Source organism: Bacillus sp. PPSBB_11, from assembly GCF_038023285.1.
In the GTDB taxonomy this organism is placed as follows: Bacteria; Bacillota; Bacilli; order Bacillales; family Bacillaceae; genus Bacillus; species Bacillus altitudinis.
This window is the reverse complement of the sequence record NZ_CP150633.1, coordinates 2396849-2412689: the sequence shown is the minus strand read 5'-3', so window position 1 is coordinate 2412689 and position 15841 is coordinate 2396849. Positions and strand designations below refer to the sequence as shown.

Below are 15841 nucleotides of genomic sequence, written 5' to 3'. Positions count from 1 at the left end.
TCATCTACCTTTCAAACAACACCTGAAGTTTATTGTTTTTATCTATACGTATTATAGTTGTTGTCAAGAGTCCAAGCAAATGAAGCATTCAATGTGACATATGAGACAACGATCTGTCGTAATGATATAGGAACGCCAAGTTTATGTAAAATCAACAAAAAGTGTTTTTCAGATGTTAAAAAATGAATTTGAAAAGTAGGTGTTGTTTCATGATGTCAACGCTCGGCATTGTCACTCTTTCTCCGAAGCATGAAGAAGCATTCACACATCAGCTTGCCAAAGCAGCCTCTTCTTTTGAATTAGAAGTTGTTCGTTTTTCACCTCTAGATTTAAAGCCTGCTTCAAATGTCATTCACGGTCAAAAATTTAAGACTGGCAAAGGATTTGAAGCGTCAGAATTTCAGATTCCTGACTTGATTTATGATCGTTGTCTTTATCAGCATGACGCACAATCAAAAAAAGCAAAACCTATCATGAATTGGTTAAAAAAGTATCCAAAAACCGTTTTTTTGAATACTGGAATTTCAAATAAAATGCGGCTATTCGAGCAGCTCCGTCTCCTCCCTTCTTTACAACCATACTTACCTGTCTGCTCTCTATTGACAGAGCCTTCAGACCTTCTCAACTTGGTCAGAAAGGGCGGATATTGTAAAATACAGCCGCTTTCTCAACAGCACGCAGCACCCTCTTGCTTCATTTCTTTAAGAGACAAATCACTCATTACTGTGCAGCTAAACGCTAAGCAAATCATCACCTTTTCACATTCAGAAGAGGTTGAGCGTTGGTGCAAAAAGTATATCGGCCGATCTTTCCTTCAATTTTTTAACACGAATGATCAAAAAGACGTTATTTTCAATGAAATTAGGATTTTTCTTATAAAAAATTCACAAAATCAATGGAATAGCATGGGGATTCATACAAAACCATCAGTAGAAAACAGCCTTTTAAGCAATACACAAAATTCCATTCATGTGGTAGCCTTTGATCACTATTTAAACTCATTAAAGCCACACATCAAGGAGCTGCTGTTAGATGATATTGCCTCCATTCAGTCATCTCTTCCAGCGTTTATAGACAAAACTTTCTCACCGTGTATTGAATTCGCTATAGACTTGCTTCATACAAATGAAGGCAGACTTTTCATCTCAAATGTAAGATCAAAGCCAGGACGATCCTCTTTTTTAAAAGCTTACCCTGAGAGGGAGAATCAATTGATTCAGACCATACTTGAACATGCCAAATCGATGATGGCTGAAGAAAAGGAGGTTCCTTATGAACAGAAAACGCTACATCATCGCTCCTCATTCAGCAAGTGAAAAAACAGTACATCTCCCTGTCCAGTTTAAAGAGCAGGGGGCAATTTTATCTATTGCTTTAGGTTCTTGTTTAGTAGATGATTTCACCATTTCCTATCATCATCAATCACAAAGGATTTTATTATCAGAAGACCTTTATCGCGCTTTACTCATTCCATACAAAACGAAAGCTGATGTCATATTAGTTCAACATACACTCTATATAGGACCTCTCATCGGCATTTTCACTGCAGGATTCGAACAAAATACAGCACCTTTAGGCGCAAGATCTTCCTATTTTATGAAACTGCTGCAATCTTGCAGGCAGCATGCTGGTTTTGCATATCTTTTTGGTACTCATACTATCGATTGGGATAAAGGAATAGTAGACGGTTTGCTTTACCAAGAGGAGCGCTGGGTAAAAAAGAAGATGCCCCTCCCATCCGTTGTTTATGACCGGCTGCCTAATAGAAAGGTTGCTCAGTCGGCATTCATTCAAGAAACAAAACGAAAACTCACTCAAGATTACGATATCCCTTGGTTCAACCCTTATTTTTTTAATAAATGGGACATTCATGAACAGCTATTAACAGGTGAAAAAACAAGCTTTTTCTTACCACATTCCATACGATTAGATCCTTTTGATGCTTTAATTAAAATAGAAACACTCCTTCATCTGCATCATGTCATTTATTTAAAACCAACAAACGGCAGTCACGGAGACGGTATTTATCAGTTAAAGAAGACGGAAAACGGGATCACTGTCTGCTCAAATAAAGGGAAATCCACTTCATATCATTCCGTAGACCATTTCGTGAAAAAACTGCGAAAAGATTGTGCAATGCAAGACTTGATTGCACAACAAGGCATTGAGCTTCTTCAAATAGACAATCAACCACTGGATTTTAGAATTCATACGAATAAAAATAAGTATGGTCATTGGACTGTTACAGCCGTTGCTGGAAAAGTTTCAGGAGATCACACTGTCACAACCCATCAACTGCATGGTGGTTCAGTAAAAACACTGTATGATATCTTTCCTGATGCAGAGAAACGTTTGAAGATTTTGCAAGAGCTCTCTGATACTGCCCTAGCACTTAGTCGTGTGATAGATGAAAAAATGCCTGGTCTGATTGGGGAAATTGGCTTTGACTTAGGTATTGATCACTTGGGTGCTATCTGGATGTTTGAAGCCAATTCTCGTCCAGGCCGCGAGATTTTTCTGCATGCACCATTGAAAAACTCAGAATGGCTGATTGGGAAAAGAATCGTTGAATACGCATCTTACCTAACACAAATGGCTCTTACTCCTATAGACCATGCAAACGCCTACTGATGTTTTCTTTTCATGTCTCTGAAATCTGTGCTTTCCCTATGCTCTTTTCATCAGATGAGATACAATAAAACCAAGTTCAAGGTTGTTTCCGTATTGTCGTGTGTATTTATTGTTTCATCAATAAAAGCAAGGAGGCAATGATGATATGATTTCTCATTTTCAATGGAAACCTCTCTTTAAAAAAGCGCAATTACCTGGCTGGAAAATATCCTTTTTTCATAATGGTTCACACTATGAAGGCATTTATCACAAAACGGGTGATATTGAATGGGGCTCTCAGCTTCCGCCTCATGAAGTTGAACCAACCTTAAAAGAAGAAATCCACGAATTAATGCTATTCCATGTGTATGATTAAACTGTTTAAGGAGCCTCGCCATGTTAGAAAAACTAAAACTTGTTTACGGACACCATATCATCAGTTCACCAACAAATGATAAACAAATTCTCTGGTATCAAACAGACGAAGGCGAAATTTTCGGAGTAAACAAAACGGAGCTAACAGAAAGGGAAACGCTTCTTCTCAATTCATTCCTCACACCAATTGATGTACCTCATTCGCAGGAAACGGAAGAAGAACAGAAATGGTACAGCTATCTCTTTGAAAACAAATCAATCACCATCGATCAATCCGTCCGTGTTCATTTTTTCAAAATGGATCACCAAGCAGAACAAAGGCAGCAAATAAAAGAGGCTGTGAACAGCAGCCTCGAACATATTCATTTCATATGGACAGGCACTGAAACAGCTATGCTCATTCAAACAAACGCTACATCAGAAAATGGCCAACTTGAACAGCTACATGATTTGTCTCAAGCCATCACAAGTGATTTTTTAACAGACGTTGTCTTCATGCAAGGACAGCTGCATTTGCCAAATGAAAATTTAAAAAAGAGATTATTAAATGAACATCAGCTCTTCTTATGGCATCTGAAGCAAGGAAAACTTAGGTCAGGGGTTGCAACATTTTATCAATGTCTACCTGCTTTCATTCGCCATGATACAGACATGGTTTCTGCCGCTATTTCAGATGCATTTATAGAAACAATCTTTGATCGGGACGTTTACCGGACTCTCACGACCTATATGCAGTGTAATTTAAATGCATCGCAGGCAGCAAAAGCTTTATATGTTCATCGAAACAGCCTTCAGTATCGGATTGATAAATTTATTGAACGGACAGGACTAGATATACGGCATTTTCAAGAAGCGTCAGCTGCCTATTTCATGATGAATCTTCTCGATCTTTCTTAAATGATCCTATCATGAGCACCTTGCCTAAAAATGAAAATAAGATGTTGTGCACGTTGTCCATTTACAGACACCCTTCCTTTTTATACACTTCATTTATAAGTAAAGCGCTTTCAAAAAAAGGACTGGGAGGCTACCACCTATGGCTGAAATGATGCTGAATCAAATTTATAAAGTGTACGATAACAAAGTAACAGCAGTAGATAACTTTAATCTACATATTGAGGATAAAGAATTTATTGTGTTTGTTGGTCCATCTGGGTGCGGAAAATCAACAACCCTCCGCATGATTGCAGGCCTTGAAGAAATTTCACAAGGGGATTTTCTATTAGACGGCAAGCGAATGAATGATGTGGCACCAAAAGATCGGGATATTGCGATGGTTTTCCAAAACTATGCCTTATACCCTCATATGAATGTGTACGATAATATGGCTTTTGGATTAAAGCTTCGAAAATTTCCTAAAACAGAAATTGATGAGCGGGTACGAAACGCTGCAAAAATATTAGGGCTTGAACAATACTTAGATCGAAAACCTAAGGCATTGTCTGGAGGTCAAAGACAGCGTGTTGCACTTGGAAGGGCCATTGTGCGCGATGCAAAAGTCTTTCTTTTGGATGAACCTCTCTCTAATTTAGATGCTAAACTTCGAGTTCAGATGCGTGCCGAAATTTCTAAACTTCATCAGCGGCTGCAGACGACATTCATCTATGTCACACACGATCAAACAGAAGCCATGACAATGGCTACTCGGCTTGTTGTCATGAAAGATGGCTTTATTCAGCAGGTTGGCGCACCAAAGGATGTGTATGAAAACCCAGAGAATGTCTTTGTAGGAGGATTTATTGGCTCTCCAGCGATGAACTTTTTTACAGGAAAACTGTCTGACGGAGCCATTGCCATTGGGAATACGCACATTCGTGTACCAGAAGGAAAAATGAAAGTATTACGCAGTCAGGGCTATATCGGAAAAGATGTGATTCTAGGCATAAGACCAGAAGATTTCCATGATGAGCCTGTGTTTATAGAGGCTTCTGAAGGAACAAAAATTGAAGCAAACGTAGAAGTGGCTGAATTAATGGGAGCCGAAACGATGCTTTATTCTTCTCTCGCTGGTCAAACGTTTATTGCACGTGTTGATTCTCGCACAGATATTCAGGCAGGTCAGACGATCCCTCTTGCCATTGATATGAATAAAGCGCACTTCTTTGATACAGAGACTGAGTTGCGTATCCGCTCAGCTGAATAAGAAGACGTTCCACAAACCATCACCATTGGGTGGTGGTTTTTTGTATATGAAAACAACATTTACCATGTTCTTTTTCCGTATGTTTTTTTCGTAGCGAACCATAATATTTAGTACAAAGCAGTTACCGCATTGGGTTTCGCCAAGTGGCAAATGACTTGGTCATTTCGCTGGTGCGACTCCAGCAAACCCAACCAAAAAAATCATATATAAAAAGGAGATTCACATCATGGCAAATTCTAATAGTTCAAATCAATTACTAGTTCCTGGAGCAGCGCAAGCAATCGATCAAATGAAATACGAAATCGCTTCTGAGTTTGGTGTAAACCTTGGAGCAGAAACAACAGCTCGTGCTAACGGTTCAGTTGGTGGAGAAATCACGAAACGTCTTGTATCTTACGCTCAGCAAAACCTTGGCGGAACAAAAGCTTAATTTCATATCTGGATCATAGAAGGCACCTCTTATGGTGTCTTCTTTTTTTGGTTTTATCCCTCACCGATTCCTTTTGAATTCATATGATGTATTAGAAAGGAGCGGATCTTCATGGACATTATTTCAGGTATGAATTTTGAACTTCTACAATTTGTCGGTCTCTCTCTATTATGTGAATATGCTCATAGTATTCGGTCCTTTCATCTTTATAAAAAAAGCATGACATAAAACTGTACCATTTTAAGTTCTTTTCACTTATAGTATGTAGTGGAGGGATCGATCAGATGAAAATAGCTCTTTTCGGTGCTCATGGACGTGTAGGACAAGCATTTCTTCGTTTCGTAAAAGAAGATGATCGTTACATGGTTCGCTCGTTAATTCGGACAAACCGGGAAGAAATGCTTGCGGGTATGTTTCAAGTCACCGGCAATTCCAGAAATCAAGAGGATGTTCTTGAAACAATTAAAGGATCAGATATTGTCGTGAGCTGTCTATCAACAGATGGTGATGATACTTTATCTGTTTCAATGGAGCATATCGTACAAGCCATGAAGCAAACAGGAACATCAAGAATTATAACGATTGGTACAGCAGGGATTTTGAAAGCAAGGCAGCAGCCTGAGCTTTACCGCTTTGAAACAAATGAATCAAGGCGAACCACTTCCCGAGCTGCTAAAGAACATGCCAAAGCATTTGAAATTCTTCAATCAACTGAACTAGATTGGACAATCATTTGTCCAACCTATTTACCAGATGGAGAAGTGACACGGTCATATCGCTATGAAAAGAATTTTCTCCCTATAGATGGACAGAAAATCTCAGTTGAAGATACCGCACACTTTTTGTATCAGCAGTTAAACTCAAAAGAATTTGTGCATCAACGCGTCGGTATCGCTTATTGACCATTTAGTTCGTGTAAATGATATACAACCAGTAAAAGTCGAGATCATTTCATGAAGCCTCGACTTTTTTCATTGCCATGAAAAAAGCCTCTTTCAAATTGAAAGAGGCTTTTTCTACTCATCCTATCAGCTGCTCGTCACAGCTCCCTTTTGTAATTCGTACATTTGCGCATACAGTCCGCTTTGCTCCATGAGCTCTTCGTGGCTGCCGCGTTCGACAATTTCACCCTTTTCTAACACCAAAATCATGTCAGCTTTCTTAATAGTAGATAATCGGTGTGCAATGACAAAAGTGGTTCGTCCTTCTTTGACGACATCCAGTGCCCGCTGAATGATGGCTTCTGTTTCTGTATCGATGTTAGCCGTCGCTTCATCTAGAATTAAGATTGCTGGATCGTATGCCAGTGCACGGGCAAATGAAATCAATTGACGTTCCCCAGAGGAAAGAGTACTCCCCTTTTCAACAACTGGTTCATCAAAACCTTCAGGCAAATGCTTTAACAGTTCTGCTGCGCCCACTTGCTTTAACGATGTTTCAATCGTTTCTCTTTTAATGTCTTCATTTCCTAAACTGACATTGGACGCAATCGTTCCAGAGAACAAATAAGGATCTTGTAGTACAATGCCCATTTGCTTACGCAGCGTTTGGCGCGACTGATCATAGATGCTTTCTCCATCAATGAGGATGTCCCCATGCTGAATATCATAAAAACGCAGCAGCAAATTCATGATCGAACTTTTCCCAGAACCGGTATGTCCAACAAGTGCCACCGTCTGACCTTTTTTCGCCTCAAAGGTGATGTTCTTTAATACATTTTTCCCTTCATTATACGCGAAGGTAACATCCTGAAATTGAACGTGTCCCTCTAGTTTCTTCTGAACTGGTTCTTCCACTTCAGTACCTGGCTCATCTAATAATCGAAAGACCCGTTCAGATGAAACCCTTGCTAATTCTAATCTAGAAAATTGATTCACAATGCCTGTAATCGGCTGGAACAAACGATTTAAATAATCGACAAATGCATAGAGCACCCCAATCGACACAATGCCCGTCGCACTTAAGGACGCGCCGCCAAAATACCAAATGAGTGCGACATATGCTAAGTTCCGAAGCAGATTCACCAGGTTATGTGAAAGCAGTGAATTTAAATGAAGCATCTTTCGCTGATATCGAAAGTGATTGTTATTCAGCTCATCAAATTCTTCTTTCGTTGCTTGTTCATGTCGAAATGCTTGAATAATCGTCATTCCTTGAATAGCTTCATTTAGCTTGGCATTAATTTCACTGATGATGGATCGAATGCGATGATTGTAAACCGACGCAAACTTTCGGTAAGTCATCGACCATAGGAAAATAATCGGAACAGCCACTAAACAAATGAGCGCCAGCTTCACATTTAATAAGAACATGGCGATATAAATTCCAACCATGTAAATGGCACTTGTGACGAAATTAGCGAGTACTGTTACATATAAATCACGAATGGTTTCTGTGTCATTCGTAATCCGCGCGACAACCTTTCCAGCCGGTAAATTATCAAAATACCGAATCGGAAGCGTTTGGATATGTTCAAATACGTCCACTCGCATTTTTTGAATAATGCGATTTGCAATACGCTGGAGTAAATAGTGCTGCCCATATTGAAAGAAAATCGCAATGACGAGCATCCCAAAATAAAATAGAACAAGCTGCACCAAACCACTGATTTCCGGCTGATAAAAAGCGAAGATTTCCTCTTTGGATAAACGCTGTACCTGATACGTCTCACGCTCGCTCCCATTTTCAATGGTGAGCTGATCCCCTTCTATTGTCCGGCTCCCGTCAAATCGAATCGGTTCATTCACAAAATAGTACCCAAATCCGACTTGCACGACATTGATTTGCTTTCCAGCTTCATTTTGATTCTGTAGCCGGTCACTTCTTATATAGTTATTTCCCTGGTAATAAACCGTTTTATCTGTTTTTTCATCTACCTCAACATACGGTTTTTCTACACCTAAAATATGATCATCAATCATTTTTTTCCCAATGAAAGGTCCTGTCAACTCAGCACCAACTGCAATGATCAGAAAGATCAAAGCAACAGACAATACTTTTTTATACAGGAGTGCATAGGCAAGAAGTCTTCTCCCTGTTGTCATGCCTCATCCCCTCCTTCCAGCTGATTTGTCAGCTGCTGACGCAGAAATTGCTCTTTATACCATCCATCTTGCTGAATAAGCGCTTGATGGGTTCCCTTTTGAACAATACGTCCTTCTTCCATGACAAGAATGAGATCCGCATGCTCTACAGCTGATAGACGGTGGGTTGTAATAAATGTCGTTTTTCCATGACGATTTTGTCTTAAATTCTCTAAAATAGCCGTTTCTGTTTTTGCATCAACTGCAGATAACGAGTCATCCAAAATCAAAATGTCTGGATCAATTAATAAAGCACGTGCAATGGAAATCCGCTGCTTCTGTCCTCCTGACAGCGCCACTCCCTTTTCTCCAACCATGGTTTCCAAGCCTTCTGGTAAAAGGCGCAAATCCTTTTCAAAGTAAGCATCTTTAATCGCTTGTGCTAATTCAGCTTCTCTCGCGTCTCTATGACCGAAACGCATATTCTCTTCTACACTTTTTGAGAAAAGGACACGATCTTGCGGAACATAGCCAATCCATTGGAACAGTTGATCCAATTCAATGTCCTCAATTGGAACACCTGAAAGCAAGATCTTCCCATCACCTGTCGGATACTGACGAAGAAGCTGTTTGACAATCGTTGTTTTTCCACTTCCCGTTTTTCCTGTAATACCAATCGTTTGCCCTTTTCGTACAGTAAAGGAGACATCCGTTAGATTATCTTTAGAGGAAGTTGGATATCTAAATGTCACATGTTCAAATTGAATATCGCCAGGCTCTTGTAATCTTTTTGGCTTGGCTGCGTCAGTTACATCCGGTTGATAACTGAGTGTATGATTCAACCGGTCTAATGAGGCATTTCCTCTTTGCATGATATTAATCAATTCACCAATGGCAAACATTGGCCAGATCATCATCCCCAGATAGACGTTAAATGCGACAAGCTCACCAATGGTTAAATCACTTTGGAACACAAGATATGCGCCGTAACCGATACCGATTAAATAACTGATCCCCACAAGCAATTTCACCGTCGGCTCAAACAATGAATCAATGATCGCTACTCTCATATTTTTTTGAAAAACATCATCTGTCATTTCTCGAAAGCGATTCACATCTTGTTTTTCCTGTACAAAAGACCGAATCACCCGAACGCCGGCAACTGATTCTAATACACGATCATTCATATCACCAAATGCATCTTGAGCGACTGTAAAGCGTTCATGAATTTTACTGCCATAAAACGCTATCAAAATCGCCATCAGTGGCATCGGAATAATGGCCATTAAAGTTAATTTCCAGCTGATCGTCAGTCCCATCGTAAAAAAGATCATCAGCATGTAAGCAGTGGAATCGACTAATGTTAAAACGCCAAAGCCTGTTGTTAAAGCCACAGCATTCAAATCATTTGTACCTAACGCCATTAAATTTCCGGTTTTTTTCTTTTCATAAAAGGTGGGTGTCATCTTAAGTAAGTGGCGCATTAATTTTCCGCGCATCACACGCTCCATGACATTCGCGCCGCCAAATAACTGATACATCCAAAAGTAGGTGAGCGCATAGACACTGACACCAAGTAAGCAAAAAATGGTTACGTAAAATAAGATACTGGATGTTGTAAATTGACCAGACCGAATGTCATCAACTGCTTGACCTAGATACCTCGGTGGCAGCATTTCAAGCACATTCACAATGAGCAGCAGCGTAATGGCGATTGTATAGCGCCTCCACTCTTGTTTAAAGAACCAGCCTAATTTCACAAATACTGAAAACATGTTTGTCTCTCCTTTTAAAGCTAGCCGCTTTCTATATTTTCCTGATTGTCACCTTGTTTCGTTTTTTGAACTTTTGTCATTTGTATTGCCTTTGGCATGTTCACATGCTTTCACTCCTCTTCATTTAGTTGTTGATGCATTCCATTATTTCGAGATACGAAATGTATACAACAAAAAAAGAGGCAACCAGCTGACTGGTACGCCTCTTTTATACATGATAAAAAGGCGCATGTTGACAAATACGCAACATACGCCTTGATTCATCCGATCAATTGGAACATACGAGTCCCTTTTCAATGACCAATGAAGGTGTAATTGTCACGTGAATCAACCCATTCATGCAGTTTGATTTCATTCTTCCAATGATGTTGCACATGACATTTCCTCCTTTTGGCTCTTGAATCTTTTTTTATCTTATAGTGGCTGTCACCATTTTGTCAATAAATATTTTTCAATAAATGAAATTTTCTAACAAAAACACAATCTTTTCATGTGTATCTTTTTCTCATAACGGGTATACCATGAACGTATAGACTCCTTTTGAAAGGAATGAGGACATTGTTTCAAGCTGATCGGATGGTCGTTGCGTTTGATGGACATGAAGACAGTAAGAAAGCATTAAAGAAGGCAATCGCTTTAGCCAAAACGTTGAATGCCAAGCTGACCGTTGCCTACGCTCATGATGGGAAATCCAGCAGACAGGTGTTTGATGCACCTCGCCCAATGACTGGCGGCGCTTATATCGGAGGCGGCATGGCAGACCTTCAAACACCCCCTGTGTATGTACCTCATGATGAACAGCAAAGTCCCTTGATTTTTGAAGATCATACAGAAGAGGTCGTTGCAGAAGCAAGAATGCTGTTAAATGAAGAGCAGTTTGAAGCTGCGATTGAAATTGTTGAAGGGGAGCCTGCAGAAGCGATTATCGAATACGCTGAAAAGATTTCAGCAGACCTCATCGTCATGGGAGCACGTGACCAAAGCAGATTGAAAAAAATGCTCTTTGGCAGTGTGAGTGAAAAGTTATCGTCCAAATCAGATATACCTGTACTGATCGTGAAATAAATGTCATCACAAAAGGCTGTAAACATTGGTTTACAGCCTTTTTCTTTTTACGAAGAAATAGATGCTTCGCTTTCATGCTTAATTTTTTTCTGGAACCCTTCCTGTACACGCTTCGTGATCTCTCCTGGAACACCTTCCCCAACTGGCTGACCATCTATCTCTACAATTGGAATCACTTCAGCTGTCGTTGAACTGATGAAAATTTCCTGTGCATGCAAAAGTTCGTCTTTACTCATGCGGGTTTCTTCCACACGACATCCTTCTTCCTGACAAACCTCTAGCAGCTTTCTACGTGTAATGCCGTTTAAAATCAGGTGATTTGCTGGGTGTGTACGAATGACACCGTCAATGACGGCATATACATTCGAGGACGTCCCCTCTGTCACAAAGCCGTCTCTTATTAAAATCGCTTCAAACGCACCAGCTTCAGACGCTTTCTGCTTTTCCATGACGTTATATAAAAGGTTTAAGCTTTTAATATCACACCTTAACCAGCGAAGATCTTCAGACAATAGAGCTTTCACACCAGCTGTCTGCTCTTGAATAGGCTTTTTCACTTGAAATGTATATGCCGTAATCTGAGGGGTAAGTACACCATATTGATGTTTACGAGGTGCGACGCCTCGCGTGACTTGAATATACACGCCGCCATCAATCACTTGATTATCTGCGACTAGCTTCTTCAAATTCTCTTCCATATCGGATACTGTACCTTGCAGATGAATGCCGATTTCCTTTGCACTCTTGAATAGACGCTCAGTATGCTCTTTTAATGTAAACAAAGTCCCATTATATACGCGGATGACCTCATAGACTCCGTCGCCAAATTGATAGCCTCTGTCTTCAATATCAACATGTGCATCTTTTTTTTCAATAAAATCCCCATTGTACAATACTTTCATATGGAATCTCCCCTTCGCTTTGCTTAATGGTTGAATCTGATGCTATCTTAGCGGATAAATGTAAACGTTTCAATGATTATTCAGAATTATTTCATATCCATTTGACTGGATAACCTTCTATTGTAACAAATATAGATTCATAACCAAAAAGATTCCAATTTTTTAGCATCTTCTATATTCATAGGCTCTTTTTTCCTGTATACTTACTCCATATGAGCACGACAAAAAACAGCGAAAAAAGACAGAATCCACTACATGATTCGACACAAACTACTGATTTATTGGAGCGATTGTAATGCAACGGGTTACGAAAAAACAGACACCTTCAAACACGATGCTGCTCTCAAAGGCAATTGGTCTAGTCATTCTGACATTGATCCTTTTTTTCATTTGGGATATATCTAAAACCAATATGCAGGCAGCAGATCAACCGAATGAAGTGTCTGCGAGCAGTCCATTTCGAGACACAAGTACAAGTCTGAAAGCAAAAGATGATTCGCCAAAAACATTAGATGCACATTTTAAGATCAATCCAAACAAACATGTAACGGATCAAACGATCTTTTTGACCTTTGATGATGGCCCTTCTGCTACATCAAATCAGCTGTTAGATGTGCTAAAATCACAGCAAGTGAAGGCCACATTCTTTATGCTCGGGCCGCAAATCAAAGAACACCCAACAGCTGTGAAAAGACTTCATCAAGAAGGTCATCAATTAGGACTTCATGGCATCACGCATGATGTGAAACGCTTTTATCAAAAAAGTGATTCTCCTGTAAATGAGATGAAAGAAGATCAACGTATATTGGCTTCTGTTACTGGTGAATATACACATCTTGTGAGAACACCTTATGGCAGTTCTCCAAACTTAACAGACCAGCAAAAAACACGTTTAAAACAAAAAGGCTTTGTATACTGGGACTGGACCATTGACAGTCTTGACTGGAAATATAAAAGCTCAAAATATGTACCAGAAGTATTAAATCAGCTGCAAGTGCTTGAAACCAAGTACCCGAAAGAGCCAAAAATCATCTTAATGCATGATCAACCAGCTACCGCAAAATACTTAAACAGTCTGATCACACAATTAAAGGCGAAGGGCTACACGTTTGAAGTCCTTGATGAAACAATGAAGCCACTACAGCAATAAAGAAAACCCGCACCTGTTGGATGCGGGTTTTTTATGATTTATAAAGCATTCACAAGCTCGCCAATTCGTTCGTGAAAGACAAGATCAAACAGCGGATCGAATTCCGTTTCACTTAAATTCATCATGACCTTAAAGATGGAAGGATGATGAGCAGCATCTTCTGGAATATATCGGGCTGGTGCCACTTCTAAGGAAGTTCCCATGACGAGCAGCATGTCCGTTTGCTGGAGCGATTTCTCCACTTGATCAAAGTGCTTCACCATGTCTCCAAAAAGGACAACATCTGTTTTAAGTACTCGTCCACATGTGCGGCCGTCTGATGAAATCCGCTCACAAACCGGCACCTCTTCTTGTAATAAATAAGGCAGTTCGTATGTTGACCCGCATGATGGACATGTAGCTGTTTGAATGGAACCATGCAGTTCATACACATGCTGGCTTCCCGCTTTTTTATGCAGACCATCGATATTTTGCGTGAAAATATCCACGCGTTTTCCTTGCTTTTCTAAATTGGCTAAAAAAGCATGTCCAGCGTTTGGCTCGTACTCTCCACTCATCTTCATTTGAAACAATTCTTTGAATTTCGGCCAAAATTGATGAGGATGTGATAAAAAGTAGGACCGGCTCATTGCCTCCATGCGAGAGGTATCTTCTGTCCATAGTCCACCTGTTGATCTAAAATCGGGAATTCCCGATTCTGTGCTCATCCCAGCACCTGAAAGGACCGTAATATGTGAGGCCTTTGATAATCTCTCTCTTAGCGCTGCCACTTTTGTTTGATCCAACCACCATTCCTCCTTTATTCACCGAGCTGTTTCTCACCTTTTTGTTTCATATAAATGGTCTGTCCAGGGAAAGCAAATTCTACCCCTTCTTCATGGAAAATATCAATAATGCGATAGTTAATATCCTGCTTAATATCCAGGTTTTCAGACCAAGCCGTTGTGTTTGTATAAAAGTTAAAGAATAAGTTTAAATAGCTGTCTGCCAGCACATCGAAATTCACCATTATCGTTTCCTTATGAACCCCATCATGCTCATAAAGCATTTGTTTCAGACGTTTGATGCACTTATCAATGTTTTCTTTCGGTGTATTGTAAGATACGCGAACAGAGAACGTAATTTGACGTTTATTCATTCTCGTCCAATTTGTGATCGGCTCCTTTGAAAGGGTCGAATTTGGCACGGTCACCACCGCTTCAGCAGGTGTTCTAAATTTTGTGCTTCGGAAGGTAATGTCCTCTACAGTCCCAAGTACACTTGGAGTCTCTACAAAATCGCCCATTGTAAAAGGCTTCTCTGTAATAATCACAATTCCTCCAAAAAAGTTCGCCACTGTATCCTGCGCAGCGAGCGCAAAAGCAAGACCACCTAGACCAAGCCCTGCCACAAGTCCGTTCACATCATAATTAAACTCTTGTGCAATGACGCTAATACTCAGTGCAATAATAATAAAACGAAGAACCTTTGATAAAAATGGCGCTAAAATATCATCCATCTCTAATTCAAATTTTGAATTCACTTTTTGAAATAAGAAGGAAGAAGCTGCGGTTAGATTACAAAGTCCCCACGTCAGCATCAAAATAATAGAGGATCTATACAATTTGACAATGACATCCATATGGTGCTCAAAGTATGGGGCTTGTCTTAACGCAAAATATAAACCTAGTGCCACAAAAAACAGTCTCGCAGGTTTTTCAAACGCTACGACAATTTGATTAATGACTTCGGTTTTAGACCGGTTTGTCAGCTTAAAGAGCAGGTGAAACAAGTATTTCGTAAATACTTTTCGAAGTAATAAAAAAAGCAATAAAATACAAAGGCTAATGCCTATCTGGATCGCAATATCGACTGTAAAATATGTATCCATCCATTTTTGTGTAAACATCTCTGTCTCTCTCCTTTAAAACAATCCTCTCTAGTTTATAATATAACCTTCGTTTATGTCCTCTCTTAAATGTTTGACCTCTATATAAAAAGCCTCGGGACCTATCCCGAGGCATGATGTTCAATTATGAAATTTTGGCTTGAGACATATCGACGGGCAGCAAACTACTTTTTCTTCTGAGCCTGATCAAGGAGAGTCGCTTTAAACATTTCAGCATCCGTTTCGGCCTTAATACGTTCTTCCACTCTAATTCTCCCTTTACCCAATCATCTCGCCTCCTTTTCATCATTATAAAACATCAGAATTTTCAGTCAACATGACGAAAGCACTAATATTTTGACGAACGCTGACGATTTGGACAAAATTGATCGAAGAAAAATTGATGTAATTCAGGTTTACTCAATCAAAGCTTGCTCTATTCCTGTAACTTTTCAAAATGATACATCAAGCTTTTTCGGTACATGAGGTTCCATGATAATA

At 39.7% G+C, this 15841-nt stretch carries 15 protein-coding genes; 9 read left to right on the top strand and 6 right to left on the bottom strand.

Features of this window, described 5'->3' with window-relative positions; translation table 11 throughout:
- The first annotated feature begins 209 nt into the window (after positions 1-209).
- The 7 genes from V7L95_RS11790 to V7L95_RS11760 all read left to right on the top strand — a co-directional run bounded on the left by V7L95_RS11790 (position 210) and on the right by V7L95_RS11760 (position 6460).
- Positions 210-1316: a YheC/YheD family protein gene (locus tag V7L95_RS11790; protein ID WP_284564977.1), complete on the top strand. Its 1107-nt coding sequence runs from the start codon at positions 210-212 to the stop codon at positions 1314-1316.
- Positions 1273-2631 (top strand): YheC/YheD family protein, encoded by a 1359-nt coding sequence (locus V7L95_RS11785; RefSeq protein WP_017366932.1) that lies wholly within the window; start codon positions 1273-1275, stop codon positions 2629-2631. The genes V7L95_RS11790 and V7L95_RS11785 overlap by 44 nt, the downstream gene beginning before the upstream one ends.
- Positions 2632-2776: 145 nt before the next feature.
- On the top strand, positions 2777-2986 hold the full coding sequence (locus V7L95_RS11780; RefSeq protein WP_008348933.1) for a YheE family protein: 210 nt from the start codon (positions 2777-2779) through the stop codon (positions 2984-2986).
- A gap of 20 nt (positions 2987-3006) precedes the next feature.
- Positions 3007-3882 carry a helix-turn-helix domain-containing protein gene (locus tag V7L95_RS11775; protein WP_017366931.1) on the top strand — a complete coding sequence of 292 codons (876 nt, stop codon included), beginning with the start codon at positions 3007-3009 and terminating at the stop codon, positions 3880-3882.
- Between the two features lie 139 nt (positions 3883-4021).
- Entirely contained in the window at positions 4022-5128 is a 1107-nt protein-coding gene (ugpC, locus tag V7L95_RS11770) for a sn-glycerol-3-phosphate ABC transporter ATP-binding protein UgpC (RefSeq protein WP_008348937.1), read from the top strand.
- Between the two features lie 226 nt (positions 5129-5354).
- Positions 5355-5558 carry an alpha/beta-type small acid-soluble spore protein gene (locus V7L95_RS11765; RefSeq protein WP_008348940.1) on the top strand — a complete coding sequence of 68 codons (204 nt, stop codon included), beginning with the start codon at positions 5355-5357 and terminating at the stop codon, positions 5556-5558.
- Between the two features lie 284 nt (positions 5559-5842).
- Positions 5843-6460 carry an NAD(P)H-binding protein gene (locus V7L95_RS11760; protein WP_008348943.1) on the top strand — a complete coding sequence of 206 codons (618 nt, stop codon included), beginning with the start codon at positions 5843-5845 and terminating at the stop codon, positions 6458-6460.
- Between the two features lie 126 nt (positions 6461-6586).
- On the opposite strand, the gene V7L95_RS11755 is transcribed toward V7L95_RS11760, so the two are convergent.
- Positions 6587-8602: an ABC transporter ATP-binding protein gene (locus V7L95_RS11755; protein WP_017366929.1), complete on the bottom strand. Its 2016-nt coding sequence runs from the start codon at positions 8600-8602 to the stop codon at positions 6587-6589.
- On the bottom strand, positions 8599-10356 hold the full coding sequence (locus V7L95_RS11750) for an ABC transporter transmembrane domain-containing protein (protein WP_340966478.1): 1758 nt from the start codon (positions 10354-10356) through the stop codon (positions 8599-8601). Before V7L95_RS11750 ends, V7L95_RS11755 begins: the two co-directional genes overlap by 4 nt.
- 558 nt (positions 10357-10914) lie before the next feature.
- Here V7L95_RS11750 and V7L95_RS11745 point away from each other — a divergent pair.
- A complete protein-coding gene (locus tag V7L95_RS11745) occupies positions 10915-11421 on the top strand; it encodes a universal stress protein (RefSeq protein ID WP_017360333.1) in 507 nt (168 codons plus the stop codon).
- Between the two features lie 47 nt (positions 11422-11468).
- Here V7L95_RS11745 and dat read toward each other — a convergent pair whose 3' ends face one another.
- Positions 11469-12323, bottom strand: a complete 855-nt coding sequence (gene dat / locus V7L95_RS11740; protein ID WP_025207022.1) for a D-amino-acid transaminase — start codon at positions 12321-12323, stop codon at positions 11469-11471.
- 295 nt (positions 12324-12618) lie between these two features.
- Here dat and V7L95_RS11735 point away from each other — a divergent pair, with 295 nt between their 5' ends.
- On the top strand, positions 12619-13473 hold the full coding sequence (locus tag V7L95_RS11735; protein ID WP_008348955.1) for a polysaccharide deacetylase family protein: 855 nt from the start codon (positions 12619-12621) through the stop codon (positions 13471-13473).
- 38 nt (positions 13474-13511) lie between these two features.
- Here the strand turns inward: V7L95_RS11735 and V7L95_RS11730 are convergent, their stop codons facing one another.
- The 3 genes from V7L95_RS11730 to V7L95_RS11720 all read right to left on the bottom strand — a co-directional run bounded on the left by V7L95_RS11730 (position 13512) and on the right by V7L95_RS11720 (position 15627).
- On the bottom strand, positions 13512-14258 hold the full coding sequence (locus V7L95_RS11730; protein ID WP_017360336.1) for an NAD-dependent protein deacylase: 747 nt from the start codon (positions 14256-14258) through the stop codon (positions 13512-13514).
- Positions 14259-14272: 14 nt separating this feature from the next.
- Entirely contained in the window at positions 14273-15361 is a 1089-nt protein-coding gene (locus tag V7L95_RS11725) for a mechanosensitive ion channel family protein (protein ID WP_017360337.1), read from the bottom strand.
- Positions 15362-15525: 164 nt separating this feature from the next.
- Positions 15526-15627 carry a YhdX family protein gene (locus V7L95_RS11720; RefSeq protein ID WP_017360338.1) on the bottom strand — a complete coding sequence of 34 codons (102 nt, stop codon included), beginning with the start codon at positions 15625-15627 and terminating at the stop codon, positions 15526-15528.
- Positions 15628-15841: the final 214 nt, after the last annotated feature.